Here is a 26,893-nt window from a genome sequence, read left to right as displayed (position 1 = left end):
GTTTATTAATATCTATATTTTTTATTCCATCTAGTTTTGCTGAGGTAAAACCTTATGAAATTGTATCGCAAAATGATACTTCATTTGCAAATAGAAAAAGAGTTCAAATTTTTATTGTTTCACCTGAAGCAAAAACATTACAAGAAAGAATTGATACAGCCAAACTTGCCGCCACAGAGAATTCTTCAAAAACAGGAGCTAAAGTTGTAACTGTTTTCTTAATGCCTTTTCCAGAAGCTAAAGGGACAGGCTATTATTTAGCACAAGCTTCTTATTGGAGTGATGGTTGTGGCAATTCAGGAACACAGTGTGATGATAAGATCTGGCAAATAAATTCAACTGATCAACAATTAAGTGATGAACAATTAAAAGTCGCCAAAGAATATTATGCTAACGCTGATTTCTATTCTAATTCTAAAAAATTTCTTGATAAAGATGGGTTACCTGATGAGAAGAAAATAATTAGCCACATTACTAAAAAGCTTAAAATTAAAGCTAAAAATGTTGATTTTCCGTCATTATTTTTAGAACCAGTTGAATAAATTTTTTACCGGACACATAACGACATGAAAATGCAAAATTTAGAAAGAATGAATAAACTTTAAATCCTTTATATATTAGATAGCACGTTAAACGGTGTGCATCTTATTGTTAGCAATTCACTAAACCGATTAAAAATAATTTTATTAGGTTTGATTTTTAGCCCAAATTTGATAACGACTGTAAAAAACTTTCAGGAATCTATACCGTTTTAACTTAAAACAGGAATTAATACCATGTTGACAATGAAACTAAGATCGATATATATTAAAAATACGTTAGCAAAATCTAGCGTCAAGTTTAGCAGCTTGCGTATTCAAGAGAGCATAACCGCTCAGTGCGGTATTTTTATGCGTTAAGCTTAGTCGCATCTATTCAATGGTGGGCTGAGTGGGTCAGCCGAAAGGTTGGCTGGTCTTCCTGTAAGCCAGTTTCCACACCTGCTTAGTTCACCTCCAAGAGCGTGGAAACTCTTAAGGTGATTAAACTTTTTTACAGGAATTTAATCATGAAAAACTTTAAACAAATTACACCAGTCGACACATCAGAAAACGTTATCATCCATCTAAATAATTTTGCAAAAATCGAACAAGCCGAAACAATTGCCCGTAATTGCATCAATGCACATTCAACCCCCACCGATTTTATGGTGATAATTTGCTGTATTGCGGATTTATTGCATTCGGTGATTGAAAAATCTGAATAGAATTAGGTGGACTGGGCAAGGGAGCCGAAAGGCTCGCCGTTTCGTTGAGCGGTAATGCCAACCTTGTTCAGTTCGCCGTCAAATTGGCAAGCTGAATTAATACTTATCTCCGTTTATTCTTTTTCTTTTGTTTTTTGTTTTTTGTTTTTTCTTTTTTTTCGCTTTTCGTTCACCTCATCTTGAGTTGATTTTTTTTCTGCTATTTCATGAACATTAACCGTCTGACCAACTCTTACTATAAAACTAATCGCTTGTGTTGACATCTCTTTACATTTTTGGTTATTAATTGATGGTAGATTAAGATTATATTTTTCATTTTTATCGTAAATCAAAATGGCTTCATCAAATTTAGGGTTATTTTGAAAGTAAACATAAATTAACTTATTGTAAGGAAATTTTGCTTCATATAGCTTGCTTTGAGTAATTGGGATATGGCATTTTTTAAAATACTCATAACGTGTATTTAGGAAATTACTAGCTACTATTAAGATTATCTCATCAAATTTATTAGTTGATTTATAAGCTTGATATTTTCCTATTTTATTTTTCGCTGCGATTAATATATATTCTTCGTTATGATTTACATCTACTCTATTTACCAATACAGAATTATGACCCTCTTTAAAAAATTTTTCTGCAGCTAATTTAGTAGCACTCTTTGTCCCATTTAAGCTCTTTTTTACTTCTTCAGGCTCTGCTGTTATAATTTCGATGCCAACTCTTTTATTATTTTTTAGAATAATGGCGGCGTCAGGTTTATCTTTTTGACTTTCATCAATCTTGAAATCACCATATATTTTTTTTAACACTGGTACGGCAATATTTAATAAATATCTTTCAAACTCTATTTTTTTGTCGTTTGCATGTGCCATTTTATTACCTCCTTGCTAATTGTGTTTAAAATCAACATAAAATTTATATCATATAATTTGGTTTTTACATAAATAAAGTTGTAATTTTTTAACTGCATGATTAGGCTGCACGAAAATGAAAGATCTAAAAAGGAACCCGGATCGCTAAAGCCCTTATACTAGGGCTTCTTTTGTGATATTTGCAACTTTGCACAATTTTCCACATTTTTAGTGCGAGGGTGGCGTGGGGTTTAAATATCGCAATTTTACTTTTAGCCTTTATATCATAATCAAAAATCAACGACAACCCGTCTAAAACGCTCATAGTGAAGAGATTTTAAAATCTGTGAACAGCTATGTGTAGAATAAAAATCGCTTCTCTATGCGCTTTATAGTTAAAATTAAATTTTTAAATATTACATTTAGTTAGCTGAATTGTATATATATGTTAATAACAAAAAAAAGCCCCTTTCGGAGCTTTCATTTGTTTGATTATGTGATTAAGTCAAGCTACATTTAATTCAAGACGTTTACCCAAAGCAGACAATGCTTTACTGATCGTATCGATTTTTGTTGCATGCTCTAAATTAACAATACGTTGCACTTCTTGAGGTTTTACGTGAATACGTTTTGCTAGCTCGACGTTAGAAATATTCTGTTCAACCATTTCATTAAGTAAAAGCACTTTGGCAAAAATACTCACGGGTAATTCAATTAAATATTCTCCTTTTTTAGCCTTACTTGGTAATGGAACGGTACGATGATCTTCAAAATAAAAATCCATACTTGTTACTAATGCATCTTGAGCCATATCTAACGCATCTTGCAAATCATCACCACAAGTAATTGCTTCAGGAATATCCCTAAATGTTACTGTATAGCCATCATCTTCTTTAGTTAGTTTTGCAGGATAAAACATAATAACCTCTTTTAAAGAAAAGCCCCCTTAAGAGGGCTTAAGTTATTTTAGATTTAGTTGCTTTTTGATTGCTATCATTGTACCGTTTTTTAACTCCTTGCTAGGATGTCTTGGCATTGTTGATTGCTTTCCGTTGTAATAAAGTTTCAGGTGATTACTTCCTTGCTTTACTTCAACACCTTGAGCAACTAACCATCTTAAAAACTCACTTTGTTTCATTATTGCTCCGTGCTGTTTTAAGACAGCTAAATAATAAACAAAAATGTTTATTATTTCAATCTAAAAATAAACATTTTTGTTTATTTTTATTCAAGCAGGTATGGATTAAATTTAACTACCTCCTCACCCATCCAATCATTTAGCTGTAAAAATCTATCTTGCAACGGTTTAATTTCATTACGAGCAAATACTTTAGAGGCTTTTTCTGGATCACCAAATCCACCCGTGTTTTTTGGTGTTATGCCCATTAATGATGGCGGCACTCGGTGTGCAGTTAAGATATCATCTTGGCTTACTGACTTAATGTCTGCAAAATTATCTTTAGCGGCCACTTCTCCAACGGGTATCAGTTTTAATCCATCTGGCTTACCATTTGGTGAATACATTAGCAAATTACGGAAGTTTCCTGGTCCTCGACTGCTTTGTAATGCTTTCTTTAATTCTTCAATATCTTTTTCGTTATGTGATGGATTAGACAAATATAAAATAAACCCTGCATGCGAACCATTTTTATAATAACGTTGACGGAATACGGTAGCCGAGTTATCAAGCCAAACCGAATTAATGGCGGCTAAATATTCGGGTAATCCGTAAATTTCTTGGTTTATATCCGGTGCTAGCATATGCCAAACCGAACCTTTTTTAAATTTATGTTCTTCCCAATATTTATCAATATACCAATATTCGTTTTTTTCAACACCTCGCCGTGTGTATTTTGCCAGTGTTGGTTTTAGCCCCTCGGTTTGCTTTAGCATATTTGTTCGTTTTTCTAAATAGCAGTTGCCCAATATTAAAAAATCATTAGCGATTCGCTCAAATGCCTGACGTGATAAATATTTATGCGGAATAAATGTACTAGTTAAGATATTTCGTTTTACATAAATCGGGCTGCTATGATATGACGATGAACTAAAGGTATTGGCCAGAGTATCAAAATTAACTGGCGGTTCATACCAATTGCCACACGATGTGCATTGTAAATAACTTAATAAGTCTTTGGCATCGGCTAAAGGCTCACGATCGCCGAACGTAAAACATTCTATTTTTTCATCTTGTTGTATTAATTCTGTCATGACTAAAATACTCCCATAAAACCACTGTTACTGTTAGCTCCGCCAATACTTTCTAGCGGCTCGTTATAAATTGCGTGCATGGTTGCCCACGCAATATCGGCATGAGAAACCTCATCATTACGATCGGCCACATACGTTACATAACGCTGGCTGGCCGTTAATGTTTTTCGAATTGCCATAAATGATTGGGCTAAGTCTGTCCAACCTGCATCAAACTCTAAACGCTGACGCCTGATCACATCTTGCATTTTCAAAATTAGCCTTTGTTTAATCTCAATTGAATATTTAAATGCCACTACAGCAGGATAAAATTGTTTAACTAATTGATAAACCCCTTCACCTAATCCCGTGGCATCAATACCGATGTAGGTGACGTTATAGCGTTCGGTCATTTTTCGAATGGCTTCGGCTTGTGTGGCAAAATCCATACCCGTCCATTGATGCTTTTCAATTACTCGGAATTTACCACCTTCAACCATCGGCGGTGAAACAACTGCACACCCCGCACTATCCCCTGTGTGTGACGGGTCATAGCCGATCCATACTGGCCGTTCACCAAGTGGGCGCATTGCAAATGGCTTATAATCATCCCAAATATCCCAAGAATCGACCATACACGGTTGTAAACTCGATAGCGGAAAAACTGATGATGAATCATCAATAAAATTACATAAAAATAAATTAGCGAACTCATCGGGGCTATATTCTAGTTTTAGTTGATTAATATCGAATAAATCAAAGCCAAGTTTTTCCGCATCTTCAATAGTAACAATCTGCCGCCATTGTCCATCAGCACATAATTTGCCATTTTTTAAAGCTTGATGAGAAATATCAACATTAATACGTTGCTCTTTTCTACGTCCCTTATTGAATAGCTCGCCAGTCCAGAATTTATACGCTTCGTGATTAATACTAGAAGGCGTTGAAAAGTAGGTTTGTCGCCAACGTTTTTGGCTCGACATACCCGAAGCAACTTTACGCAATTCTAAAAATTTATTAATCCAAAAATATTCATCCAGATATAAATTACCGTGATAACTTTGTGCTGTTTTCGAGTTGGTACCTAAAAAGTAAAGGCGGGCGTCATTATGCGGAAAGTGGATAACTTCCCCTTTCAGATCCATATCGATACCGTGGAAAAAATCAATAATATATTGCCGAAATTGAAATGCTTGTGATTTTGATGCGGATAAAAATATCTGATTACGCCCAGTATTCACAGCATCAACCGCCCCTTCCTGCGCAAAAAACATAGTGGCACCAATCTGCCTTGATTTATTAATATTACGAATGCGATTTTGTAACCCAGCTCGGTACCAAACTTTTTGATGCTCATATAAGCCATCATTAAATAGTTCGTTAATTTTTTCGATCTGCTCATCAGTTAAAAGATTAGTTTTAGGCTTTTGCTTCGGCTTGGCATTACGGTTGGCAATATTAGGGTTTAAATCAACTTCATTACCGCCATTTTGATATTTTTCAATTCTGGCCGTACGTTCTAGCTGACGGCTAAGTAAATCAATCTCTTTAAAATCTTTACCTTCCTTATTTGGCTTGATAACAAGATGGATTAATTGCGCTTCAAGAACGCCGTTAACCCTATCCAATACGGTTGATTCATCCCACTTATCACGCCGTTTCCAGCTATGGATAGTATTAATATTTTCATTCAACAATTCAGAAATACGGCTAATACGATACCCAGCCCAATACAGCGATCTGGCCGCTTTTCTTGGATCGGTATTATCGCTAATTAAATGATCTAATAAATTGACGTTTACCATGTGTTCTCCTTTAGTAACGCCAATTTACCTATGATTTTTGTTTTTTTATGTTTGTTCAGGTTGTAAAACTCTAATTTACAAGTTGCCCCAATTGCTCTCTTTTGTTTGTCAATTCAACATAAGGCAAAACAATCAGCTAAGGATTACAACAATGGGCACAGAAGTTAAAAAGTCAAAAAAAATTAAATCAAAATGGTTTCGTGTTGCTGTCGAAGGTGCCACCACCGACGGACGTAAGATCCAAAAAGAATGGATCGAGCAAATGGCAGAAAATTATAATCGTGATGTTTATGGCGCACGTATCAATTTGGAACATATCAAAGGTTATTCACCTGATAGCCAATTTAAACGCTATGGCGATGTATTAGCATTACGAGCAGAGGAAATCAAAACCGGTCCATTAGCTGGCAAGCTGGCATTACTTGCACAAATTGAACCAACTGATGAGCTCATTGAGCTTAATAAAGCTAAACAAAAAGTTTACACCTCTATCGAAGTTAATGCCGAATTTGCTGACACTGGCGAAGCTTACCTTGTTGGTCTTGCTGTTACTGACGACCCAGCTAGCCTTGGTACCGAATTTTTAGAATTCAGTGCAAAAGCAAACGTTAACCCGTTAGCTAGCCGCAAACAATCACCAAATAACCTTTTCACCGTTGCCGAAGAAACAGTGATCGACTTTGAAGAGGTGGATCCCCAAAACGATACCGCTTTTAGTGCCATGTTAGATCGTCTAACGGGTTTATTTAAAAGTAAATCAGAAAAAGACTCAACTAAGTTTGTACAACTTGGTGAGATTATCGAACAGTTCGCAAAGGCGACAACTGAACGCTTTACGAATCTTGATGCCAAAATTGTTGAATTAACCAACGAACTTACCAAAGTAAAAAAACAAAATACTGAGCTTGTCGAGCTATTGAGTGAACTTCCTGAATCGCCAGAACGTCCAATTTCGGCGGGCGGCTCCATGGATATTGAAACCGACTGCTAAAAGCAGACGATTAAAACCAACGATAACAAACAAATAAGATTAACCGAATTAGGAAACCCATAATGAGAAATGAAACCCGAAAGTTATTTAATGGATTTAAACACCGCATTGCACAGCTTAATGGCATTGATGATGCCAGTGAAAGTTTTGCTGTCAATCCAGAGGTAAACCAGACATTAGAAAAACGCACCCAACAATCATCTGAATTCTTAAGTAAAATTAACTTTGAATTTGTTGATGCCCAAGAAGGTGAAAAAGTTGGCGTTGGTGTAACTGGCACAACAGCCAGCACAACCGATACCACAGCACAAGAACGTGAAGCTGTAGATATATCAGATCTAAACCAATTCCGTTATCGTTGTGAACAAACCAACTACGATACATCAATCCGTTATGCAAAATTGGATGCATGGCGCCACAAAAAGAACTTTCAAACTCTTTTGCGTGATGCCCTAATTAAACAAAAAGCATTAGATCGGATTATGATTGGTTTTAATGGCACCCATCGTGCGTCAACTTCCAATAAAACTACGTACCCTTTACTACAAGATGTAAATAAAGGCTGGTTACAACATTACCGAGAAGATGCACCTGAAAGAGTAATGAACGAAGGTACAGTAACACCAGGTAAAATTATTATTGCCAGCAACGGTGGTGACTATAAAAACCTTGACGCATTAGTCTATGATGCCGTTGAAAACTTAATCGATCCAGTTTATTCAGAAGACACCGATCTAGTTGTTATTTGTGGTCGTGGATTACTTCATGATAAATACTTCCCTATTGCTAACGAAGCAGATAAGAACACCGAAAAAGTAGCAGGTCAAATCTTACTTGCTAAAAAATCAATTGGTGAATTACCAGCATACCGAGTGCCCTACTTCCCTAAAGGAGCAATGCTAATTACATCCTTTAACAATTTAGCTATCTATATTCAAAATGAAACAGCTCGCCGTCAAATTATTGATAACCCTAAACGTGATCGCATTGAAGACTTCCAATCTACCAACGAAGCCTTTGTTGTAGAACGTTATGATGCCGGTTGTTTAATTGAAAATATTGAAGTCAGATAAGGGAAAGATAGATGATATCACCAGCACAAAAGTTTTTACAAAAACATTACGCTCAAAAGGAGCGTAATACAGACAACCTGCGAGCAATCAACGCTTACGAAATGATGCTAGCCAAGCTAAATAACGATCGTATTCGTTTAAAAAAATTTCAATCAACAGAAGCAAAGATTGAGCTTAAAAAGCAACTTATTCCCGAATATATGGATTGGATTAACGGCGTGCTTGAGTCTGATAATGCTCAGCAAGATGATGTTTTTATGCGTTTAATGGTATGGATGATTGACACCAAACAATTTGAGCTTGCCTACCCGCTTGCTGAGCATGCATTAAAACACAATTGGGTTACACCCGATGAGTACCAACGCAAAACCGCCACACTAATTACCGAAGAATTAGCTAATACAACGCTAGCACAAATTAGCAATAAGCAAACAGTTAACGCTGATGTTTTGCTTAAATTTGCCGAATTAGTGGCTGATAAAGATATGTTTGATCAGGTCAGAGCAAAATTAAATAAAGCTATTGGCTATGTGTTAAAAGAAACACAGCCAGAGCAAGCTTTAGGCTATTTAAAACGAGCACTTGAACTTGACGAAAGTTCAGGCGTAAAAACAGCTATTAAAGAATTAGAAAAGGCCTTAAATAAGGCGGAATCTTAACTGGGTGAACCCTCACACCTCGGCGGCACAAAAGCAATAAATGTATTTTACACATTAGCGCTTTTGTCCACCGCCGATCAACAAAGGTAAATTATGAACGACTTTACGGCTATCGCAAGCGCTAACGAAGCTGACAATCTCGAAATCAGTAATATTTCGTTTTTTCCAGCAATTAATGTTAATGATGTTCGAAAAACTCAGCGGCTAGATGGCACCGTTACAACTGAGCGATTAAAAACAGCAATTGCCAGTGCAATTATTGCAGTAAATGACGACTTATATAACTGGCGGCTAACAAAGCAAGCGGCAGGCATTACATCAATTAGCAATTTGAATGACGAACAAATTAATGGTGAATCAAAATATTTAATTTTATACAAACATGCGGTTTATTCGTGGGCAAATGCATTATTGAATGAACAGTATATTAATTTTGATGCAACCGCAAAAGCCAAAGGTGACATTGAACCTAACATCGAAAGCGTGGGCAACTTATACCGCAATGCACGTTATGCAATTCGTGACATCTTGGGCAAATCACGATCAACCATGGAATTGATTTAATGATTGTCTATGCAATGCAAAATGAAACCGTTGACGCATTGGCGTATCGAATTTTTGGCAAAACGAAAGGGATTGTTGAAATTATTTATCAAAACAACCCAATGCTATGCGAATTACCGGCAATGCTCCCTATGGGCACCGCATTAAATGTGCCTGAAACCGTGCCAGAGCCAGAAAAAAAACGATTAAACTTATGGGATTAATGGAATGACAGAGCCAACTACAACAACATTTACGGCGGTTATTAGTGCGTTTTCAATATCAATGATTTATCCAAATATCGAAAACGGCATTATTTTAGGTGCGCTTTGTGGATCAATTTTACTGGTGATTAGTGAAGAACACATCTCAGTACTTCGGCGTATTATTCTATTTTTTATATCTTTTGCGATAGGAATGTTACTAGCCGAAATAACATTATATCTATTGATCCCTTTTTTCCCGTCAAATATTCAAACAAAAGTACCGCTTGGGCTTGGTGCACTAGTCGCCTCGGCGGTAAGTGTCAAACTACTTCTTTGGTTAATTAAAAAGTTTGATGATCCATCTGATTTATTGGATAAATTTAAAGGGGGAAAACCATGATAACCCTTAACGCTTTTCTTTGTTTATTAATTGCTATTCGATTATTTACCTTTGATCGTGAAAATTGCCAATACAAAGCCAAATATAGCTGGCTAGCATGGCTAATGATTACATCAAGTGCATCAGTATTTTTATTCTCATCTTTCGGTTTATTAAGCCGTGCTTACTGCGCTCAGGTAGTTATGAATATAGCACTGCTGATCTGCTTTTTAAAAAGCAAAGGCAACATTGGCACGCTTTGCCGTTCTCCAAATCAACATCAGCATCATAAGAGGTTAAATAAATAATGATAACAACTGAACAATTGCAAAATGTGGCTAATAAGCTAGAAGTTGAGCTGGCTATGGTGCAAGCGGTAACCAAAATTGAGGCTCGCTCATCAGGCATTAAAAACGGTTTGCCTGTGATTCTATTTGAAAGGCATATCTTTTACCGTCAGCTTAAAAAGCATGGCTTTGATGTAGAAAAATTAACAAATACTTATCCAGATTTAATCAACCCTACCGCTGGTGGTTATTTAGGTGGTGCTCGTGAAAACTATCGGCTAACGCTTGCCAAACAAATTGATATTGATTCAGCAATTGAAAGTGCTAGCTGGGGCTTATTTCAGATTATGGGGTTCCACTGGCAACTACTTGGCTATGAATCAGCTCAGCAATTTGAACAACAGATGACAGAAAGCGAAGATATGCAATTAGATGCGTTTTACCGTTTTGTTGCTCATAAATCGAATTGCAAGCTATTACAAGCAATGAAAGATAAAGATTTTTCAATGTTTGCAAAACTCTACAACGGTCCAGCTTATAAAAAAAATAGCTATGACTCAAAACTTAAAGAGGCATACGAAAATTATGCAAAATCTATTAAAAAGTAAATTGTTACCGTGGTTACTATTGCTACTTTGTTTGTCGTTTGGCTATTTACGAGATCAACTATTAAGCACTAAAAACAAACAATTACAAGCTAGTAATCTACAACTAAAAAATGATAAGCAAGCGTTAATCGAAATCATTGATTATAAAAATAATGAATTACTTGAACTTAGCGATCAGTATCAAGCAAATGAACAAAAACTGATAGAACAAAAAAATCAACTGCAAGCAGTTGATACGTTAAATCGTCAATATCAACAACAGTTGGAGCAACTTATCAATGAAAATAAACAATTACGCATGTGGTCTGATACTGATTTGCCTGATGTTATTAAACGGTTGTACACACGGCCAGAAATCAAAAGAAGTGAAGATTATCAAAACTGGCTGTCCAGCCGTAACGCCTTGTTATCTTCCCATGAATAATTTAAGGCAAAATCGTTCATTAATTGACGATAATCAAACCATCTTAACAGCATGGCATCAATGTGCGGTTCAAGTTGAAATGATTTATCAATGCCAACAGGATCAGCATGAAAAAAATTAACCAGCTTCGAAAAGTACTTGAAGACAACAATTTGTTTATCAAAACCAATCCCGATAAATTACATATATTTGTTGATGATGGTGACATAACAGCAACGGCCGCAAAAAGTCTTAGTTTTGAATATGAGTATAAAGTAAACCTGATCATTACTGATTATGAACAGCCAATTGACTATCTGATTGTGCCGATAATTAGCTGGATGTATATCAATCAACAAGAATTTATGGCAAACCCTGAATTAAGAAAAGGCGCCATTAAATTTGAGATTGAGCAATTAAACAATAATACAGCCGATATCAGTATTGAACTTAAATTAACTGAGCGAGTCATTGTTAAAAAAGGTTCGAATGGGCTTGAATACAAACACGTTACCGACGAACTTCCCATTGATATGCGTCCTGATTGGGTTAATGAAATATGGCCGACGAGTTAAATAAATTACATGAGTATGCAAACGGCATACTCACTCAGCTAAATAACAGTAATCGCACCAAGTTGGCTCGTGAAATTGCCCAAAAATTACGAGAAAGCAACCGCAAACGCATTACAGCACAAAGGCAACCAGATGGCACATCTTTCGAACCTAAAAGACCTCAAGCATTCCGAAAAAAAACGGGAAAGATTCGCCGTAAAATGTTTACCAAGCTACGAACAACTAAATATCTACGCATATCAGCAAACAGCAACTGCGCTACCGTAAAATTTATTAATTCGGTATCTCGTATAACCCACATTCATCATTACGGATTACGTGCACGAGTAAATAAAAAAGATGATTGGACAATTAAATATCCGTCCAGAAAGTTGCTCGGATTCAATCAACACGACTATAACACGATTGAGCAAATTACTATCGCCCACTTAGCCAGTAAGTTGTAAAAATCGATTTTACAAGTCGATAAACTTTATTGTTTACCTATAAATAATAATGATAACGCTATGCAAAATTATCACCCTGCCGACCTAGTCGATATATTACGAAAAATTGAAAACCTGATCCGCCAAGGCGTTGTTTGTCAAACTAAAGGCGATCGGGTAAAAGTGCGTTCTGGCAAATTGGTTACTGCCTGGTTACCATGGTTTACTCACCGTGCAGGTAAAAGCCGATCGTGGTGGCGCCCTTCTATTGGTGAACAAGTATTTATTTTAAGCCCTAATGGTAATCTTGAACTTGGTTGCGTATTACCAAGCCTTTATTGTAATGATAACCCTGCGCCATCAACTTCAGAAGATGCTTATTTAGCAACATTTCCAGACGGTGCAACATTTGAATATGAACCGAAAAACAGCAGTTTAACAATAAAAGGCATAAAAACTGCAGTTATTGAAGCAAGTGAACAAATCACCGCTAAAGCTGGTACCAAAATCCACCTTGATACACCACTTGTTGAATGTAGTGATCATGTGACATTTAAATCATTTAGCGCAACAGGTGGCAGCGCTAGCGGTAATACGGGTGTATTAACCGGAAACGTAATTCATCAGCAAGGCAAATTGTCATCAAACGGGGTTGTACTTGATACGCATAAACATAATGGAGTCAAAGCTGGTGGCGATCTAACTGGGGGACCTCAAAAATGAGTTATATCGGAATGAATTGCCAGAACGGTCGAACTATTACTGATATGGATCACATTAATCAATCAGTTAAAGATATTTTAACAACACCGATAGGCTCACGAGTTGAACGCCGTGATTATGGTTCATTTTTATTTTTGCTTTTAGACAACCCAAACACCGAAGCAACCAGATTGCGTGTCATTTCAGCGACAGTCATGGCATTAAATCAGTGGGAACCACGTATAAAACTAGATGCTGTAGACGTTTTTGCCGATAAAGAAAAACTGATAATGCAATTAACAGGCTCACGGACAGACAAACCTAATCAAACTTTTACCAGTGATATAGAGATCGCAACATGGCCACGTTAACTGATTTATCAAAACTACCTGCACCGGATATTATCGAGTCACTAGACTTTGAAGCTTTATTTGCTCAACGTAAAGAAAAGTTTATATCACTATATCCAGCAGAACAACAAAATGAAGTGGCAAAAACATTGCAATATGAAAGTGAGCCAATCGTTAAACTACTACAAGAAAGCACTTATTATGAGTTAATTATACGCCAGCGTATAAACGAAGCATCGCACGCATTAATGATTGCCCACGCTAAAGGCAATGACTTAGATAATCTAGGGGCTAACTTTCATATTTATCGCTTAATCATTCAGCACGAAGATAATACAGTCACGCCATCAATCCCCGAAATAAAAGAATCAGATAGCGATTTTAGAATGCGAATTCAAGCCGCATTTGAAGGTTTATCCGTTGCGGGTCCTCGTGGCGCTTATGAGTTTTATGCTCGCAGTGCTGACGGTCGTGTATTAGATGCCGCCGCCGAAAGCCCCGCACCTGCTTGCGTAACTCTCGCCATTCTATCTCGTGAGAATAATGGTATAGCCAGTAGCGATCTTATTCGTATTGTTGCCGATGCTGTCAATCAAGACAATCGTCGCCCTATTGCCGATCGTGTCACGGTTAAATCAGTCACCCTGATTGAGTATGAAATAAAAGCCAAGCTTTATTTATATCCGGGTCCCGAATCGGAACCCATCAAAAAAGCGGCTACCAAAAATTTGCAAGATTATATAACCGAAAAACACCGCATTGGACGTAGAATTAATCGCAGTGCAATAATTTCAGCATTACATGTTGCTGGTGTTCAACGTGTCGAATTACTACAACCTGCACAAGATATATTAATCAATCGAGAACAAGCCAGTTATTGCACAAATTATCACGTTGAGGTTGCCGGTTATGACGAATAGGACGCTATTACCACCATCTGCCACTCAACTTGAAAAAAATCTATCACAAGCTATGATTTGTGATCCACCTATTCATTTACGTTCACTTTGGGACCCAAAAACTTGCCCATTCGAACTATTACCCTATTTAGCTTGGCAATATAGTGTTGATCGCTGGGATGAAAACTGGCCAGAACAAAACGCAAAGTTATTGCCGAAGCGTTTGAAATTCACAAGTTAAAAGGCACGAAAGAAGCCATCCGCCGTGCGGTTGAACCTTTCGGCTATTTGATAAATATTATTGAATGGTGGCAAAACAACAATACACCTGGCACATTTGCAATTGAAATTGGCATATCAGACAAAGGTATTACTGATGAATCCTATCAAGAGTTGAGTCGACTTATTGATGATATTAAACCCGTTTCAAGGCATCTATCAGGTTTATCACTACAACTAGTAACAAGCGGTAACACAGCTATGGGTGCCAGCAGTTACGACGGTAATACATTGAGTATCTACCCGTATATTACTCAAACCATCCATACAACAACAAAACGCCATTTAGGTGCAACAATTCATTGTATTAATACACTTAATGTTTATCCCTATATTACAGCTACGATATCTACTTTATCTAAGCGCCACTCAAGTGTGGCTATACATTTTATCGACACAATGAGAATAAAACCATGAGCCAAACATACTATACAATATTAACAAAATTGGGAGCAGAACTATTAGCTAATGCAACCGCGTTAGGGATTCCGCTAAAATTAACCAGCATGGCAGTTGGTGATGGTAATGGTTCGATACCAAAACCTATCGCCACGCAAACCGCACTGGTTAACGAAGTCCGCCGAGCATCCTTAAATTCTCTATCAGTGGATAAAAACAATCCTAATCAAATTATTGCTGAACAAGTGATACCCGAAAATGAGGGCGGTTGGTTTATTCATGAAATCGGCCTGTATGATGATAAAGGCAATTTAATAGCTGTAGGTAACTGCCCATCAACCTATAAGCCAAAACTTGCCGAAGGTAGTGGTAGAACCCAAGTTATCAGAATGATTATTGTTGTTGATGATATTGATTCTGTAGCACTAAAAATCGACCCCTCCGTTGTATTGGCTACTCGTGAATATGTTGATAGTTTGATTACAACAAAAGTACCAGAAATCCGCAAAGTGAATAACAAACAATTAAATACAGATATTACATTAAATGCTGATGATATTAATGCATTGCCTGCAACTAAAAATGAAAATATTTATAATGTGAATGCTAAAATTAACTTTGAAAATCGACCCGAATTCAATCAATCCACCATGATTGTTCTTTCTGATTTCGATGTATTATTCAATGGAAGCGGTTATCAAAAATTACCAAATGGAATAATAATTCAATGGGGGGCATCTGCAACAAATTCCGCGGGAATAATTGATGTGAGATTTCCAATTTCATTCCCAAACAAGTTTTTATCGGCAATTTTAACTGAAGCTAATGCAAATGCATGGATTGCCGGTAGTGCATATTCGTATGGATACTCAAGAAAACTATCAACTAATTCAACATTACGTGTTATTTCCCGCTGTATTAGTAACAACGGCTTATCTGGGTCACCAGGTGACTTTTCATTTATTGCTATAGGATATTAATAATGACTATTTTTTATAATGCAAAAACAAATGCTTTTTATGATTCAAATATTAATAAAATACCAGAAGATTCAATAGAAATCAGTAGTAAGTTGCACGCAGAGTTGTTACAAAAACAGTCTGAAGGTTTAGAGATACATCCTAATAACGGGTATCCTGTTGCTATTGAGCGAACTTTAACTGCCGAAGAAATACAATTAATAAATGCTTTAAAGAAACAAGAGTTGATTAATAACGCCAATGCTCAAATAAAATTATTACAGCGTGCTATTAAATACAATATAGCCACAAATGCTGAAAAAAAATTATTGGAACAACTCGAATTGTTTACAATTAATGTTGATAGAATTGATTTATCAGATATTAACGTTGTATTTCCTGATATGCCAGAGTAAGCCATTCTCAGGCTCATTCTGTTTATATATTCATATAAACTTGTAAAAACAAAATCTACAACCTGAACAACTAACACCATTTTTTTTAATGTGCAACTATCTCCGTACATTTATTTTACAAAATTACATATGTAAACTGCTACGGAGATCTTATGGCCAACGATTACCATCACGGCGTCCGAGTTATCGAAATTAATGAAGGTGCACGAGCAATCAGAACAGTATCAACGGCTGTCATTGGCATTGTGTGTACCAGCGATGATGCGGACGCTAATCATTTTCCACTTAACACACCGATTTTAATTACCAATGTTAACTCTGTAATTGGTAAAGCGGGTTCACAAGGCACACTAAAACCAACGCTTGAAGCCATTGCGGATCAGTGTTCACCCGTTATTGTTGCTGTCCGTGTTGAAACTGGTGCAACAGAAGCCGACACAACGGCAAATATCATTGGTACAACAACAAACGACGGCAAATATACTGGCATGAAAGCCCTGCTTTCAGCACAAACCCAACTTAAAGTTAAGCCACGTATTTTGGCTGTACCGGGTTACGATTCGTTACCAGTTGCAACCGCATTAATATCAATAGCACAAAAATTGCGTGCATTTTGCTACTTATCAGCTTACGGAGCAAAAACCAAAGAAGATGCAGTACTTTACCGCAATCAACTTGGCGCCCGTGAAGCTATGGTAATTTGGCCGAACTTTATTGGGTTTGATACAACACAAAAACAAAACGTCACATTGGCCGCAACAGCTCGGGCTATTGGCTTACGTGCCAAAATCGACCAACAGGTCGGCTGGCATAAAACATTATCAAATGTCACCGTTAACGGTGTTACGGGAATTTCTCATGATGTTTTTTGGGATTTGCAAGAAGAAAGCTCTGATTCCAACTACTTAAACGAACATGAAGTCACTACGCTTATTTGTAATCAAGGTTACCGCTTCTGGGGATCTCGCACTTGCTCAGCAGATAGCTTATTTGCGTTTGAAAACTACACACGCACAGCACAAGTATTGGCCGACACCATTGCTGAAGCACAATTTGCCTTAGTGGATGCGCCAATGCATGCCTCACTAATCAAAGATTTGATTGAGTCCATTAACAATAAATTCCGTGAATTAAAATCGAACGGTTACATTGTTGATGGCAAAGCATGGTTTGATCCTGAAGCGAACACGCCAGATATTCTAAAAGCGGGTAAGTTATATATCGATTATGACTACACCCCAGTACCACCATTAGAAAACCTTATGTTACGCCAGCGCATTACTGACAAGTATTTGGTCGATCTGGCTAATTCAGTAGCAGCTAATTAAGTGGAGATCAACTAAATGGCTTTACCTAAAAAACTCAAATACTTTAACGTTTATGTTAACGGCACTTCTTACATCGGTCAGGTTGAATCATTCACACCGCCGAAATTAACTCGCAAGCTTGAAAATTTCCGCGGTGGTGGTATGCCTGGTTCAGCCCCTATTGACCTTGGCTATGACGATGACGCTTTAGTTGTAGAATGGTCAATTGGCGGCCTTGCCTACGAAGTATTAAAACAACACGGCGGATTATTAAATGGTGTCAAATTACGCTTTGCCGGTGCTTATCAAAAAGATGATAGTGAAGATTTCACTAAAGTCGAAATCATTATGACAGGTCGCCACAAAGAACAAGATCGCGGTGAACTCAAACAAGGTGAGAGCAACTCAACAAAGATTACCACACACTGCATCTACTATAAAGAAGTTATCGACAACGAAGAAAGCGCCGAAATTGATTTTATCAATATGATTGACAAAATTGGCGGGAAAGACCGATTAAAGCAGGCTCGCCACGCAATCGGAATTTAATCAATCAACAAACATAGCCCGCAAGGGCTATCACAATTATCAATAAAATTATTATGAGGGTAAAAGTTATGCAAAACACACAACAAGTTAAATTAGAATCAGGTTTACAATCTGGTAAAACAACTATTACTGAATTAACAATACGCAAACCTTTAACGGGTGACCTTCGTGGAGTAAAATTGGTCGATTTTATCGAACTAGATATTGATTCACTAGCAAAAGTACTACCACGTATTGCAACTCCAGCAATTGCTGAACATGAAGTTTTCAATTTGGATTTAATTGACCTTTCCGAAATAACAAAAGTGATTGCTAGTTTTTTGTCAGAGACATCGAACAGTGCAACAACGGAATCCCAGCCAGAGTAGACGATGCAATGGCAGATATTGCTTCAATTTTTCATTGGCAACCGTCTGCTATGTATGAATTTACCCTATCTGAACTAATGGAATGGCGAGAACAAGCTCGCCTAAGAAGCGGCGCATCTGATGAATGATTTACAATTAAAAATTACATTAAACGGCATAGATAAAACAAGTCGGCCGCTTCGCAATGTTATGGGTGGGGCTAAGGAGCTGGCTCAACAATTAAAAGACACTCGTAATCAATTAAACAAACTTAACAACACTCAAAAAAATGTTGATGGCTTTGTTCAGTTAAGAAAACAGTTTGAAGAGGCAAAAAATAAAGCTAAGTCATTAGCGATTGAACTTAAAAACACTACGACACCGACAAAGGCGTTACAACGTGAATTTAATAAGGCAACCGCAGAAACAAAAAAATTAAAAGATAAATTAACACCATTGCGTGCAGAGTTACACCAATCTGGAATTAGCACTAAAAATTTAACACAACATCAAATTACATTAAAAAACCAAATAACAAGCGTCAATCAAAGCATTGGGCAGCAATCAGAGCGATTAAAACAATTAAACATACGTCAACAAAAAATAAGCCAAATTCGCTCAAAATACGATATAGGCATGCAACGCATGGCGGTACTTGGTGGAGTTGGCTATGGTGCCCTATCGACCGGGAAAACAGTAGCCAGAGGTATGAAAAATCTGTTACATGTCGGATACGAATTTGACGCTAGCATGAGTGCAACCCAAGCAGTAACAAGAATTGATGACAAAAACGATCCTCGTATGTTAACACTACGAAAACAAGCACGAGAATTGCCATTAGTCTCTAAATTTACCGATAGCGAAGTAGCGCAAGGACAATATTTTTTAGGTAGAACGGGATATAATCCAGATCAAATATTAAAAGCAATGCCTGGCATGCTGAATCTATCCGCCGCAGGCGATGTTGATCTTGGTACCACTGCAGATATTGCATCAAACATTCAAATGGCAATGGGATTACCTGCAGAAAAAATGGATCATGTTGCTGATGTTCTAACGGCCATGTTCACTCGCAATAATGTTGATATTCCTATGCTAGGTGAATCTCTAAAATATAGTGCGGGTGTTGGCGCTAGCTTTGGCCAAAGCTTAGAAACTATTGCAACGCTGACCGCTGTAATGGGTAATGCAGGTATTCAAGGAAGCCAAGCTGGTACAACATTACGTCAGATTTTAGTACGGCTTGGTACATCAAATGCAGTAGCAAAACTGGGCGTTAAAGTTGCAGATAAAAACGGCAATATGCGTGATGTTATTGATATCATGTCAGAAATATCTGAAGCCACCAAACACATGGGCAATGTACAACGAGCCCAAATAAATAAACAAATTGCAGGGCAAATTGGTTTAACTGGATTTGAAGTTTTGCTAACTCAAGCATCGACAGGCTTTTTGAAAAAAATGCGTGGAGAGCAAGGGGAATATGATGGAGAAGCAGCCAGAGTTGCAAAAACCAAACTCGACAATTTAGCTGGTGATATGACAATGCTACACGCCGCATTCGAAAATATCAGCGTTGAACTATTCGAAAAAAATAATGACTGGCTACGTAAAGCTGTTCAAGGTCTAACTAATTTATTACATGGTTTTGGTGAGTTTCTCAAAAAACATCCAGCGGTAAGTAAAGCATTGGTTGTTATTGGTGCGGGGCTAGCAACAATTACTACGGCATTTGGTGCATTTGCAATAATGATAATGAGTATATTTGGTCCAATGTTGATGACCCGATTTATATTATCACGATTAGGGTTGTCTCTGGGTGGTTTCTTCACTAAAACAAACATAGCTAGCGGTGGATTGAAAGCGCTTGGACGTGCTTTACTTGCAATAGCGGGGTCACCGATAAAAACCTTTGGAGCTGCTTTTAAGGGTTTAGGATTCATATTTACTTCTGTTGGTCGCGCTTTTTTATTAAACCCAATCGGATTAGCAATTACGGCAATAATTGCTGTTATTGTTATTGCGGCCTTAGTGATTCGTAAGTACTGGGAACCAATTAAAGCTTTCTTTATTGGATTTTGGGAAGGATTAAAAGAATCATTATCACCCGTAGTTGAAGAATTTTCATATCTTGAACCGTTTGTTACAACAATCGGAGATGGATTTAAATGGCTTGGAGAAAAAATAAGCGTCTTAATAAATTGGTTTTGTGATCTATTTAAACCCGTAGAATTAACAAAAGAAGAGTTTCAAAAAACAAAAGAAGCGGGTAAATCTTTTGGCAACACCATAGGAACTGCAATTAAATTATTAATTTGGCCGTTTAAAAAGCTACATGAAATAATTGTAAATACAATTAGAGAATTACTGTCAATGCCGAAAAAAATTCGTGATTTAGCAAAAAAGGTTGAAGAAATATTCACAGGCGAAAATGGCCTATTTAATAAATTTTCAAGAATTGGATCTGATATTTCCAACGGACTAATTCAAGGAATAAACAACAAATGGGATGAAACAAAAAAAACAGTGTCCAATCTCGGTAATAACATTGGCAACTGGTTTAAAAGCACTTTAGATATTCACTCCCCTTCTCGTTTGTTTGCAAAATTTGGCGGTTATACAATTGACGGTTATATACATGGCATTGAACATAACCAAAGCGATGCGTTCCGCTCAATGAGCCAGCTTGGAAAAAACATTGGCAACCGATTTAAAAACACATTAGACATTCACTCCCCTTCTCGTTTGTTTGCAAAATTTGGAGGACACACAGTTGATGGGTATGTTAACGGTATTGAACGAAATCAAAATGACGCAATACAAAGTGTTGGCCAACTCGCAAACAGCATAATAACTACAGGTTCGCAACTTTCAAGCGGTGTTGTCGTAGATAATCGCCACCCTATTAGGGGTACGGGTAGCTCAGGGATATCACAATATTACATAACAATAAATGCCGCACCTGGCATGAATGAAAAAGAATTGGCACGTCGTGTAGCTAAAGAGATAGAACGACGTGAACGCAATCAATCAGCACGCTACCGATCAAGTTTAAGGGATATCGATTAATATGATGATGTGTTATGGCTTATTTGTTTTCAGCTTAAAAACAATACCCTATCAGACTGCAGAAGAAAACAAAGATTGGCGTTTCCCAGCTAATTCACGGGTAAATCAACGTTCAGCATTACAATTTATTGGTCGTGATAACGAAACAATAACCTTGTCTGGCGTATTGTATCCAGAATTAACAGGGGGTAGATTAAGTTTAGCAGTTTTAGAAAGAATGGCCGACCTTGGTTACTCATGGCCATTAATCGAAGGTACCGGCATACCACTTGGTTTTTTCGTTATGACCAACTTAAAAAAAACAAAAACAGAATTTTTTAAAGATGGTGCGCCACGCAAAATTGAATTCACTATATCACTAACAAAAGTTGATCCGCCAGACTGGTTACCTTTCGCGGATATTATAGGGATGATATGAAACAACCAACCTACACAATTACAATTAATGATAAAGATATTACATCTAACTTTGATAAACGTCTTATCTCGATGCAGATTACTGATAATCGAGGGTTAGATGCTGACACCATATCTATTGAATTAGACGATAGCGACGGCAAACTTGAACTACCAAAGCGAGGAGTTCAAATTAGCGTATCACTAGGCTGGGTTAATGATAACGTCATTTTACAAAACATCTTCACTATTGACGAATGTGAGCACTCCGGAACGCCAGACGTACTATCAATTCGTGGCAAAAGCGCCAATTTGCGTGACTCACTAAACGAAAAACGCGAAAAAAGCTACTCCGATACAACACTTGGGGCAATAACCGAAGAAATCGCAAAACGGCACAATCTGCTATACAGGATAGATAAAAGTATAGAGCATGAACACATTGCCCATATAGACCAAACCAACGAATCTGATGCTTCATTTTTAACACGCCTATACAACGATTTTAATGCCGCTGTAACATTAAAAAATGGCATGCTGATTATTTTCAAAAAAGGATTGGCAAAAACAGTAAATGGTCAAGACATCCCGACAACAACAATCACCCGCAAACTTGGTGACCAGCACCGCTTTGCTATTGCCGATAGAAATGCTTACACGGGTGTAAAAGCTTATTGGATTGACTACCGCCAACAAAAAAAGCAGCAAACCAAAGCGACTCGAAAAACAAAAAACAAAAACAACCAAACAAGCAAAGATGAAAATGGCGTGCTAGTCGGTGCCGATGGAAACGTAAAAATATTACGGCACACATACGCATCAAAACAAAACGCCTACCGAGCGGCTCGTAATGAATGGTACAAATTACAACGTGGTGCATCACAATTTAGCATCACCCTTGCCGAAGGACGCCCTGACATTTACCCAGAAATGCCCGCTTCAGTCGAAGGATTTAAAAAGGAAATCGACTCAACACTATGGACAATAACCCGTTGCACGCACAGCTTAGACACAAACAGCGGTTATACCACTTATGTTGAACTCGAAATTAAATTAGAAGATGACGAAAAACCTAAAGAGGAAAATGAATAATACTGGATTTAATTTTTAGTTAATATAAAATTAACTAAAAATTAAAAAAAGAGGTAAAATATCGATGAAATGCCCACACTGTAAAGCCAAAACCGTAATCCGAACTAGCCAAGAACTAAGCGAACTAACTCGCAAGCAATATCGACAATGCACAAATGTTTACTGCTGTCACTCATTTACGGTATTGCAATCTGTCTCAGAAACGATAGTGCCCAGCGCTTGCCCTGATCCAACAGTAAAGATACCTATTTCACCAAAAAACCACTACCAACTACATACAAGATAAAGCTTAAATGGGTTGTATTATAAAATACGACCCAATCAATTTTCTGTAACTAACATAAAAAACTAACCGCCATTTTACCGCCACTTAATAAAGTTTACTGATTTTTATAATGTAATTTTTTAATGTAAGCTTTTGATTATATTGATTTAGAATGGTGGCCCCTACTGGACTTGAACCAGTGACCAATCGATTATGAGTCGACTGCTCTGACCAACTGAGCTAAGGGGCCATTTGGATGTGCTACTTAGTTAGTAGGGTTGCGATTATAATAGAGTTAAATCGAATTTGCTATAGTTAATTAATAAAATAGGTCGGTTTGATTATTTATTGTCCTGTGATTTATTAGATTTTATACAAGTTTAATTACTGATATTTTTTGTTTAATTAAACTGCTACAATAATTTAGTTTATTATTGATTGTTGTTTTATTGGTTGAGGAAATATTATGTCTATAAAAAAATTATTATTCATTGGTGTTACGATGGTTGCGACTTTACTTTTAGGTGCTTGTAGTAGTTCTAACTATCAAACTACTTCTGCCGGTAGTCAAGTCCGGTTTATTGATACTAAACCAGCTGCTTCTTGTCAGTTATTAGGTAAAGCAGAGGGGCGTCGTAGTAGTTTTTTTTCTGGTCTTAAAACACATAGTGAGCTTATTCGTGATGCGGCTTCTGACCTGATGAATAAAGCTGCTGCAATGGGTGGTAATGTGATTTATAATGCACAGGATACTTCAATGCAATATATTTCTGATATTGCACCAACAGATGCGGTTATGGTTGGTGAGGTTTATAGCTGTAAATAATGCTGATTAAATGAAAAAGGGAAGTTTTTCCTTCCCTTTTTGCTGATAGTAATAACTTGTAATATTTTGAGTTAATTTAGCTATTTTGTTTTTCAAATCGCTGCATAAAATCAATTAAATAATTGATGCCTTCTTGATCCATAGCGTTATAAATTGATGCTCGCATACCTCCTGCAATTCGGTGACCTTTAATGCCAATAATGTTAGCTTGAGTTGCTTCGCTTACAAATTTTTTATCCAACTCTTCATTCGGTGATAAGAAGGTAACATTCATAATTGACCGATTAGCTACTGCAACATTATTTCGATAAAAATCAGATTGATCGATAAATTGATATAGTAATTGTGCTTTAGCTTGATTTCGTTGCTGCATTGCTTTTAGTCCACCAAGACTTTTTATCCATTTAAACACTAGCCCCGACAAATACCATGCAAATGTAGGTGGAGTGTTAAACATTGAATCGTTGTCCATTAAGATTTTATAATCTAGTACTGATGGTAACATTTTTTTTGCATGGCCAATTAGATCTTCTCGCACAATGATAATGGTAATACCTGATGGACCAATATTTTTTTGAGCACCCGCATAAATTATGCCATATCGGTTTATGTCAATAGGTTGCGATAATATACACGATGATAAGTCAGCTACAACGGTTTTATCACCAAAGTTGGGTTCTTCAAAGATTTGAACGCCATCAATTGTTTCGTTTGGACAATAGTGTACATAGGCAGCATTGTCATTTAATTGCCATTCTGACATAGATTTAACAGCCGTTAGTCCGTTTTGTTTGATAACAACATTTTGTTCATTCACTTGGCAATATTTGCTGGCTTCTTTGATTGCGCATTGGCTCCAATAACCACTGTTAATATAGTCGGCACTGGTTTTATTTCCTAAAATATTTAATGGAACTGCAGCAAATTGTGCTCTGGCACCACCTTGGCAATAAAGAATTTTGTAATTGTTTGGAATGTTTAAGATTTCTCGTAGGTCGTTGGTGGCCTCAATAGCACAAGCGTCAAAATCTTTACCTCTATGGCTTAATTCCATGACTGATGCGCCAGTATTATGCCAATTTAATAATTCAGTTTGAACTTGTTTTAATACTTCAGCAGGCAATTTTGCTGGACCTGCACTAAAATTATAACTTTTACTCATTATGCTTCACTTTAATCCATTCAAAAAAGAATTCTATTTTTACACTGTATGAACAGATATACAATCATATTTTTTGTTAAAAAGTTTCAGGTAACTATGTGTTTCAGTATAAAAATACCAGATAATACAGGTATAGTTGTTATTAGATTAATATAGCTGTTTATAATAGTTGTTGCTTGGCAACTTCAATCGCTGATTTTACCTGTTGTGGTGAAACCCCACCTTTGGCACATCGTTTAGCTAGGCATGATTCTAACGATAATATTGGATAAACATCATTATCAATAACTGGGCTAAATTTTTGTAGTTCTTCAAGCGAAAGTTCTTCGAGCGCTTTTTGCTTTGCAATAGCATCAACAACTGCTTCACCAACAATGTGGTGTGCCTCACGGAACGGTATGCCTTTAGCTACTAAATAATCAGCCAGTTCAGTTGCATTAGAATAACCTTGTTTGGCAGCTTCTTGGCAATTTGTGTAGTTAATTTTAATATCCTCTAGTACTAGTGTGGACATATCTAAGCATTCTTGCCAAGTATCAAGTGCGTCAAATAGATGCTCTTTGTCTTCTTGTAAATCTTTATTATAAGCAAGCGGTAAACCTTTGAAGGTCATTAAGGCTCCTGTTAATGCACCTGCAACCCGCCCTATTTTGCCACGAATCAGTTCTAATGCATCTGGATTCTTTTTTTGTGGCATGAGTGAAGATCCTGAAGTCACTCGATCTGATAGTTCAACAAAATTGGCTTCACCACTATTGAAAATAATAAGATCTTCAGCAAAACGCGATAGGTGTACCATACCTATTGAAGCATTATTTAATAGTTCAAGAATGTGATCACGATCAGACACCGAGTCCAAACTATTATTAGTTGCTTGAGCAAATCCTAACCAATGCGCTAATTGTTCACGATCCATTGGATAGGCAGTTCCGGCTAATGCACCTGAGCCTAATGGACTAACATCTAAACGTTGCAATGTATCTTCTAAACGGCTGACATCACGACTTAGCATTTCAAAATAAGCCAAGCACCAATGCGCAAATGTAATTGGTTGTGCTCGTTGCAAGTGGGTGTAACCAGGCATAATGGCTTTTTGGTGCTGTTCAGCGTTTGTAACTAGTAATTGGCGTAAGTGATTTATCGTATTAATTAAATGAGGAATTTGGTCTTTACACCATAATTTTAAGTCGGTTGTTGATTGGTCATTACGGCTTCGTCCTGTGTGTAATTTTTTACCTAAGTCGCCAATTTTTTCAATCAGTTTTTGTTCAACCCAACTGTGTATGTCTTCGGCATCACTTTGTAAAATTTGGTTAGGATCTTGTTTAACCAATAGCAACAATTCATTTAAGGCTTTTTCTAATTTTTTTTGTTCATCATAAGATATAACGTTAACCGTTACCAATGCTTTTGACCAAGCAATTGAGCCAATGATATCTTGCTCTGCAAGACGATAATCAAAGCGTAATGAATCATTAAAATGCTTAAATCGTTCATCTGCTTCTTGGCTAAAACGCCCACCCCATAATGCCATAATTACCTCAATATTATCTTAAATAAATGTTATCTTAATGATTAGCTGTACAATTTCAATTTTCGTTTTATATATTTATTTTTATAATAAAATTAAATTTA

The 26,893-nt window shown here is 36.9% G+C and carries 35 protein-coding genes, 1 tRNA gene and 2 pseudogenes; 30 read left to right on the top strand and 8 right to left on the bottom strand.

The window, feature by feature from the left end:
• Both A9G44_RS13395 and A9G44_RS01065 read left to right on the top strand, forming a co-directional pair.
• Positions 1–542, top strand: a 542-nt coding sequence (locus tag A9G44_RS13395; RefSeq protein ID WP_065608910.1) for a DUF4875 domain-containing protein, incomplete at its 5' end; no start/stop codon positions are given.
• A gap of 506 nt (positions 543–1,048) precedes the next feature.
• Positions 1,049–1,246, top strand: coding sequence for a hypothetical protein (locus A9G44_RS01065; protein ID WP_065608909.1), 198 nt, complete (start codon positions 1,049–1,051; stop codon positions 1,244–1,246).
• A 113-nt stretch (positions 1,247–1,359) separates the two neighbouring features.
• Here A9G44_RS01065 and A9G44_RS01060 read toward each other — a convergent pair whose 3' ends face one another.
• The 5 genes from A9G44_RS01060 to A9G44_RS01040 all read right to left on the bottom strand — a co-directional run bounded on the left by A9G44_RS01060 (position 1,360) and on the right by A9G44_RS01040 (position 6,092).
• Complete coding sequence (locus tag A9G44_RS01060; protein WP_065608908.1) at positions 1,360–2,118, bottom strand: hypothetical protein; 759 nt, start codon at positions 2,116–2,118, stop codon at positions 1,360–1,362.
• A gap of 484 nt (positions 2,119–2,602) precedes the next feature.
• Positions 2,603–3,016 (bottom strand): type II toxin-antitoxin system HicB family antitoxin, encoded by a 414-nt coding sequence (locus A9G44_RS01055; protein ID WP_034945528.1) that lies wholly within the window; start codon positions 3,014–3,016, stop codon positions 2,603–2,605.
• A gap of 42 nt (positions 3,017–3,058) precedes the next feature.
• Positions 3,059–3,235 carry a type II toxin-antitoxin system HicA family toxin gene (locus A9G44_RS01050; RefSeq protein ID WP_065590171.1) on the bottom strand — a complete coding sequence of 59 codons (177 nt, stop codon included), beginning with the start codon at positions 3,233–3,235 and terminating at the stop codon, positions 3,059–3,061.
• An 86-nt stretch (positions 3,236–3,321) separates the two neighbouring features.
• Positions 3,322–4,308: a phage portal protein gene (locus A9G44_RS01045; protein WP_065608907.1), complete on the bottom strand. Its 987-nt coding sequence runs from the start codon at positions 4,306–4,308 to the stop codon at positions 3,322–3,324.
• A gap of 2 nt (positions 4,309–4,310) precedes the next feature.
• Positions 4,311–6,092, bottom strand: a complete 1,782-nt coding sequence (locus A9G44_RS01040) for a terminase large subunit domain-containing protein (RefSeq protein ID WP_065608906.1) — start codon at positions 6,090–6,092, stop codon at positions 4,311–4,313.
• A gap of 151 nt (positions 6,093–6,243) precedes the next feature.
• Between A9G44_RS01040 and A9G44_RS01035 the strand changes: the two genes are divergently transcribed.
• The 27 genes and pseudogenes from A9G44_RS01035 (at position 6,244) to A9G44_RS13900 (ending at position 23,291) form a co-directional block, all read left to right on the top strand.
• The gene (locus A9G44_RS01035; protein WP_065608905.1) at positions 6,244–7,083 is read left to right on the top strand and encodes a GPO family capsid scaffolding protein; all 840 of its coding nucleotides are present in this window, start codon (positions 6,244–6,246) and stop codon (positions 7,081–7,083) included.
• A gap of 62 nt (positions 7,084–7,145) precedes the next feature.
• On the top strand, positions 7,146–8,156 hold the full coding sequence (locus A9G44_RS01030) for a phage major capsid protein, P2 family (protein ID WP_065608904.1): 1,011 nt from the start codon (positions 7,146–7,148) through the stop codon (positions 8,154–8,156).
• Positions 8,157–8,167: 11 nt separating this feature from the next.
• Positions 8,168–8,815: a phage terminase small subunit gene (gene gpM, locus A9G44_RS01025; RefSeq protein WP_065608903.1), complete on the top strand. Its 648-nt coding sequence runs from the start codon at positions 8,168–8,170 to the stop codon at positions 8,813–8,815.
• A gap of 93 nt (positions 8,816–8,908) precedes the next feature.
• A complete protein-coding gene (locus A9G44_RS01020) occupies positions 8,909–9,379 on the top strand; it encodes a head completion/stabilization protein (RefSeq protein ID WP_065608902.1) in 471 nt (156 codons plus the stop codon).
• Positions 9,379–9,582, top strand: coding sequence for a tail protein X (locus A9G44_RS01015; protein ID WP_065608901.1), 204 nt, complete (start codon positions 9,379–9,381; stop codon positions 9,580–9,582). The genes A9G44_RS01020 and A9G44_RS01015 overlap by 1 nt, the downstream gene beginning before the upstream one ends.
• Positions 9,583–9,586: 4 nt before the next feature.
• Positions 9,587–9,964, top strand: a complete 378-nt coding sequence (locus A9G44_RS01010) for a putative holin (RefSeq protein WP_065608900.1) — start codon at positions 9,587–9,589, stop codon at positions 9,962–9,964.
• Entirely contained in the window at positions 9,961–10,251 is a 291-nt protein-coding gene (locus A9G44_RS01005; protein WP_065579641.1) for a phage holin family protein, read from the top strand. The genes A9G44_RS01010 and A9G44_RS01005 overlap by 4 nt, the downstream gene beginning before the upstream one ends.
• A complete protein-coding gene (locus A9G44_RS01000; protein ID WP_065608899.1) occupies positions 10,251–10,838 on the top strand; it encodes an N-acetylmuramidase family protein in 588 nt (195 codons plus the stop codon). Before A9G44_RS01005 ends, A9G44_RS01000 begins: the two co-directional genes overlap by 1 nt.
• Positions 10,816–11,262, top strand: a complete 447-nt coding sequence (locus A9G44_RS00995; RefSeq protein ID WP_065608898.1) for a hypothetical protein — start codon at positions 10,816–10,818, stop codon at positions 11,260–11,262. The genes A9G44_RS01000 and A9G44_RS00995 overlap by 23 nt, the downstream gene beginning before the upstream one ends.
• Complete coding sequence (gene lysC / locus A9G44_RS13625; protein ID WP_218837497.1) at positions 11,162–11,383, top strand: Rz1-like lysis system protein LysC; 222 nt, start codon at positions 11,162–11,164, stop codon at positions 11,381–11,383. Before A9G44_RS00995 ends, lysC begins: the two co-directional genes overlap by 101 nt.
• Positions 11,370–11,816 carry a phage tail protein gene (locus tag A9G44_RS00990; protein ID WP_065608897.1) on the top strand — a complete coding sequence of 149 codons (447 nt, stop codon included), beginning with the start codon at positions 11,370–11,372 and terminating at the stop codon, positions 11,814–11,816. The genes lysC and A9G44_RS00990 overlap by 14 nt, the downstream gene beginning before the upstream one ends.
• Positions 11,801–12,262: a phage virion morphogenesis protein gene (locus A9G44_RS00985; protein WP_065608896.1), complete on the top strand. Its 462-nt coding sequence runs from the start codon at positions 11,801–11,803 to the stop codon at positions 12,260–12,262. Before A9G44_RS00990 ends, A9G44_RS00985 begins: the two co-directional genes overlap by 16 nt.
• A 60-nt stretch (positions 12,263–12,322) precedes the next feature.
• Positions 12,323–12,964, top strand: a complete 642-nt coding sequence (locus A9G44_RS00980; RefSeq protein WP_065608895.1) for a phage baseplate assembly protein V — start codon at positions 12,323–12,325, stop codon at positions 12,962–12,964.
• Complete coding sequence (locus A9G44_RS00975; RefSeq protein WP_065590159.1) at positions 12,961–13,314, top strand: GPW/gp25 family protein; 354 nt, start codon at positions 12,961–12,963, stop codon at positions 13,312–13,314. Before A9G44_RS00980 ends, A9G44_RS00975 begins: the two co-directional genes overlap by 4 nt.
• A complete protein-coding gene (locus A9G44_RS00970; RefSeq protein WP_065608894.1) occupies positions 13,302–14,213 on the top strand; it encodes a baseplate J/gp47 family protein in 912 nt (303 codons plus the stop codon). Before A9G44_RS00975 ends, A9G44_RS00970 begins: the two co-directional genes overlap by 13 nt.
• A pseudogene (locus tag A9G44_RS13915) lies at positions 14,203–14,801 on the top strand (phage tail protein I); the annotation flags it as partial. The gene A9G44_RS00970 and the pseudogene A9G44_RS13915, both read left to right, overlap by 11 nt.
• 83 nt (positions 14,802–14,884) lie before the next feature.
• Positions 14,885–15,343 (top strand): annotated as a pseudogene (locus tag A9G44_RS13910) (phage tail protein); the annotation flags it as partial.
• A gap of 177 nt (positions 15,344–15,520) precedes the next feature.
• Positions 15,521–15,850 carry a gp53-like domain-containing protein gene (locus A9G44_RS13905; protein WP_442902919.1) on the top strand — a complete coding sequence of 110 codons (330 nt, stop codon included), beginning with the start codon at positions 15,521–15,523 and terminating at the stop codon, positions 15,848–15,850.
• Between the two features lie 2 nt (positions 15,851–15,852).
• On the top strand, positions 15,853–16,245 hold the full coding sequence (locus A9G44_RS00950; protein WP_065608891.1) for a tail fiber assembly protein: 393 nt from the start codon (positions 15,853–15,855) through the stop codon (positions 16,243–16,245).
• Positions 16,246–16,397: 152 nt separating this feature from the next.
• Positions 16,398–17,573 carry a phage tail sheath protein gene (locus tag A9G44_RS00945; RefSeq protein WP_065608890.1) on the top strand — a complete coding sequence of 392 codons (1,176 nt, stop codon included), beginning with the start codon at positions 16,398–16,400 and terminating at the stop codon, positions 17,571–17,573.
• A 15-nt stretch (positions 17,574–17,588) separates the two neighbouring features.
• A complete protein-coding gene (locus tag A9G44_RS00940; protein WP_065608889.1) occupies positions 17,589–18,101 on the top strand; it encodes a phage major tail tube protein in 513 nt (170 codons plus the stop codon).
• A 68-nt stretch (positions 18,102–18,169) separates the two neighbouring features.
• Positions 18,170–18,469 carry a phage tail assembly protein gene (locus A9G44_RS00935; protein WP_065608888.1) on the top strand — a complete coding sequence of 100 codons (300 nt, stop codon included), beginning with the start codon at positions 18,170–18,172 and terminating at the stop codon, positions 18,467–18,469.
• Positions 18,470–18,477: 8 nt separating this feature from the next.
• The gene (locus A9G44_RS13000; protein WP_081298211.1) at positions 18,478–18,597 is read left to right on the top strand and encodes a GpE family phage tail protein; all 120 of its coding nucleotides are present in this window, start codon (positions 18,478–18,480) and stop codon (positions 18,595–18,597) included.
• The gene (locus tag A9G44_RS00930) at positions 18,590–21,517 is read left to right on the top strand and encodes a phage tail tape measure protein (protein ID WP_065608887.1); all 2,928 of its coding nucleotides are present in this window, start codon (positions 18,590–18,592) and stop codon (positions 21,515–21,517) included. Before A9G44_RS13000 ends, A9G44_RS00930 begins: the two co-directional genes overlap by 8 nt.
• A gap of 1 nt (position 21,518) precedes the next feature.
• Positions 21,519–21,935: a phage tail protein gene (locus A9G44_RS00925; RefSeq protein ID WP_065608886.1), complete on the top strand. Its 417-nt coding sequence runs from the start codon at positions 21,519–21,521 to the stop codon at positions 21,933–21,935.
• A complete protein-coding gene (locus tag A9G44_RS00920) occupies positions 21,932–23,005 on the top strand; it encodes a phage late control D family protein (RefSeq protein WP_065608885.1) in 1,074 nt (357 codons plus the stop codon). Before A9G44_RS00925 ends, A9G44_RS00920 begins: the two co-directional genes overlap by 4 nt.
• 64 nt (positions 23,006–23,069) lie before the next feature.
• Positions 23,070–23,291, top strand: a complete 222-nt coding sequence (locus A9G44_RS13900) for an ogr/Delta-like zinc finger family protein (RefSeq protein ID WP_081298210.1) — start codon at positions 23,070–23,072, stop codon at positions 23,289–23,291.
• A 152-nt stretch (positions 23,292–23,443) separates the two neighbouring features.
• Here the strand turns inward: A9G44_RS13900 and A9G44_RS00915 are convergent.
• Positions 23,444–23,520 (bottom strand) — tRNA-Ile (locus A9G44_RS00915).
• 216 nt (positions 23,521–23,736) lie between these two features.
• Between A9G44_RS00915 and A9G44_RS00910 the strand changes: the two genes are divergently transcribed.
• Positions 23,737–24,096, top strand: coding sequence for a DUF4156 domain-containing protein (locus A9G44_RS00910; RefSeq protein WP_065606320.1), 360 nt, complete (start codon positions 23,737–23,739; stop codon positions 24,094–24,096).
• Positions 24,097–24,172: 76 nt separating this feature from the next.
• Here A9G44_RS00910 and serC read toward each other — a convergent pair whose 3' ends face one another.
• Both serC and argH read right to left on the bottom strand, forming a co-directional pair.
• Positions 24,173–25,258, bottom strand: coding sequence for a 3-phosphoserine/phosphohydroxythreonine transaminase (gene serC, locus A9G44_RS00905; RefSeq protein WP_065608884.1), 1,086 nt, complete (start codon positions 25,256–25,258; stop codon positions 24,173–24,175).
• A gap of 160 nt (positions 25,259–25,418) precedes the next feature.
• Positions 25,419–26,792, bottom strand: a complete 1,374-nt coding sequence (gene argH / locus A9G44_RS00900) for an argininosuccinate lyase (RefSeq protein ID WP_065608883.1) — start codon at positions 26,790–26,792, stop codon at positions 25,419–25,421.
• Between the last annotated feature and the right edge of the window lie 101 nt (positions 26,793–26,893).

It is taken from the genome of Gilliamella sp. Occ4-3, from assembly GCF_001690675.1.
GTDB lineage: Bacteria > Pseudomonadota > Gammaproteobacteria > Enterobacterales > Orbaceae > Gilliamella > Gilliamella bombi.
This window is presented reverse-complemented; position numbering and strand designations above follow the sequence as displayed.

Bases quoted from the DNA above. Each gene is read 5' to 3' on its own strand.
- A9G44_RS00920 (WP_065608885.1), top strand. From the start codon at position 21,932: ATGAAACAACCAACCTACACAATTACAATTAATGATAAAGATATTACA.
- A9G44_RS01000 (WP_065608899.1), top strand. From the start codon at position 10,251: ATGATAACAACTGAACAATTGCAAAATGTGGCTAATAAGCTAGAAGTT.
- A9G44_RS00945 (WP_065608890.1), top strand. From the start codon at position 16,398: ATGGCCAACGATTACCATCACGGCGTCCGAGTTATCGAAATTAATGAA.
- A9G44_RS01055 (WP_034945528.1), bottom strand. From the start codon at position 3,016: ATGTTTTATCCTGCAAAACTAACTAAAGAAGATGATGGCTATACAGTA.
- A9G44_RS13900 (WP_081298210.1), top strand. From the start codon at position 23,070: ATGAAATGCCCACACTGTAAAGCCAAAACCGTAATCCGAACTAGCCAA.
- A9G44_RS01040 (WP_065608906.1), bottom strand. From the start codon at position 6,092: ATGGTAAACGTCAATTTATTAGATCATTTAATTAGCGATAATACCGAT.
- A9G44_RS13905 (WP_442902919.1), top strand. From the start codon at position 15,521: ATGATTGTTCTTTCTGATTTCGATGTATTATTCAATGGAAGCGGTTAT.
- A9G44_RS01045 (WP_065608907.1), bottom strand. From the start codon at position 4,308: ATGACAGAATTAATACAACAAGATGAAAAAATAGAATGTTTTACGTTC.
- A9G44_RS01035 (WP_065608905.1), top strand. From the start codon at position 6,244: ATGGGCACAGAAGTTAAAAAGTCAAAAAAAATTAAATCAAAATGGTTT.
- serC (WP_065608884.1), bottom strand. From the start codon at position 25,258: ATGAGTAAAAGTTATAATTTTAGTGCAGGTCCAGCAAAATTGCCTGCT.
- A9G44_RS01050 (WP_065590171.1), bottom strand. From the start codon at position 3,235: ATGAAACAAAGTGAGTTTTTAAGATGGTTAGTTGCTCAAGGTGTTGAA.
- A9G44_RS00995 (WP_065608898.1), top strand. From the start codon at position 10,816: ATGCAAAATCTATTAAAAAGTAAATTGTTACCGTGGTTACTATTGCTA.
- A9G44_RS13000 (WP_081298211.1), top strand. From the start codon at position 18,478: ATGGCAGATATTGCTTCAATTTTTCATTGGCAACCGTCTGCTATGTAT.
- A9G44_RS00985 (WP_065608896.1), top strand. From the start codon at position 11,801: ATGGCCGACGAGTTAAATAAATTACATGAGTATGCAAACGGCATACTC.
- A9G44_RS01010 (WP_065608900.1), top strand. From the start codon at position 9,587: ATGACAGAGCCAACTACAACAACATTTACGGCGGTTATTAGTGCGTTT.
- A9G44_RS00975 (WP_065590159.1), top strand. From the start codon at position 12,961: ATGAGTTATATCGGAATGAATTGCCAGAACGGTCGAACTATTACTGAT.
- A9G44_RS00935 (WP_065608888.1), top strand. From the start codon at position 18,170: ATGCAAAACACACAACAAGTTAAATTAGAATCAGGTTTACAATCTGGT.
- A9G44_RS01060 (WP_065608908.1), bottom strand. From the start codon at position 2,118: ATGGCACATGCAAACGACAAAAAAATAGAGTTTGAAAGATATTTATTA.
- A9G44_RS00990 (WP_065608897.1), top strand. From the start codon at position 11,370: ATGAAAAAAATTAACCAGCTTCGAAAAGTACTTGAAGACAACAATTTG.
- A9G44_RS00950 (WP_065608891.1), top strand. From the start codon at position 15,853: ATGACTATTTTTTATAATGCAAAAACAAATGCTTTTTATGATTCAAAT.
- A9G44_RS00970 (WP_065608894.1), top strand. From the start codon at position 13,302: ATGGCCACGTTAACTGATTTATCAAAACTACCTGCACCGGATATTATC.
- A9G44_RS01065 (WP_065608909.1), top strand. From the start codon at position 1,049: ATGAAAAACTTTAAACAAATTACACCAGTCGACACATCAGAAAACGTT.
- gpM (WP_065608903.1), top strand. From the start codon at position 8,168: ATGATATCACCAGCACAAAAGTTTTTACAAAAACATTACGCTCAAAAG.
- A9G44_RS01030 (WP_065608904.1), top strand. From the start codon at position 7,146: ATGAGAAATGAAACCCGAAAGTTATTTAATGGATTTAAACACCGCATT.
- A9G44_RS01015 (WP_065608901.1), top strand. From the start codon at position 9,379: ATGATTGTCTATGCAATGCAAAATGAAACCGTTGACGCATTGGCGTAT.
- A9G44_RS00940 (WP_065608889.1), top strand. From the start codon at position 17,589: ATGGCTTTACCTAAAAAACTCAAATACTTTAACGTTTATGTTAACGGC.
- A9G44_RS00910 (WP_065606320.1), top strand. From the start codon at position 23,737: ATGTCTATAAAAAAATTATTATTCATTGGTGTTACGATGGTTGCGACT.
- A9G44_RS01020 (WP_065608902.1), top strand. From the start codon at position 8,909: ATGAACGACTTTACGGCTATCGCAAGCGCTAACGAAGCTGACAATCTC.
- A9G44_RS00980 (WP_065608895.1), top strand. From the start codon at position 12,323: ATGCAAAATTATCACCCTGCCGACCTAGTCGATATATTACGAAAAATT.
- A9G44_RS01005 (WP_065579641.1), top strand. From the start codon at position 9,961: ATGATAACCCTTAACGCTTTTCTTTGTTTATTAATTGCTATTCGATTA.
- argH (WP_065608883.1), bottom strand. From the start codon at position 26,792: ATGGCATTATGGGGTGGGCGTTTTAGCCAAGAAGCAGATGAACGATTT.
- A9G44_RS00930 (WP_065608887.1), top strand. From the start codon at position 18,590: ATGAATGATTTACAATTAAAAATTACATTAAACGGCATAGATAAAACA.
- A9G44_RS00925 (WP_065608886.1), top strand. From the start codon at position 21,519: ATGATGATGTGTTATGGCTTATTTGTTTTCAGCTTAAAAACAATACCC.
- lysC (WP_218837497.1), top strand. From the start codon at position 11,162: ATGTTATTAAACGGTTGTACACACGGCCAGAAATCAAAAGAAGTGAAG.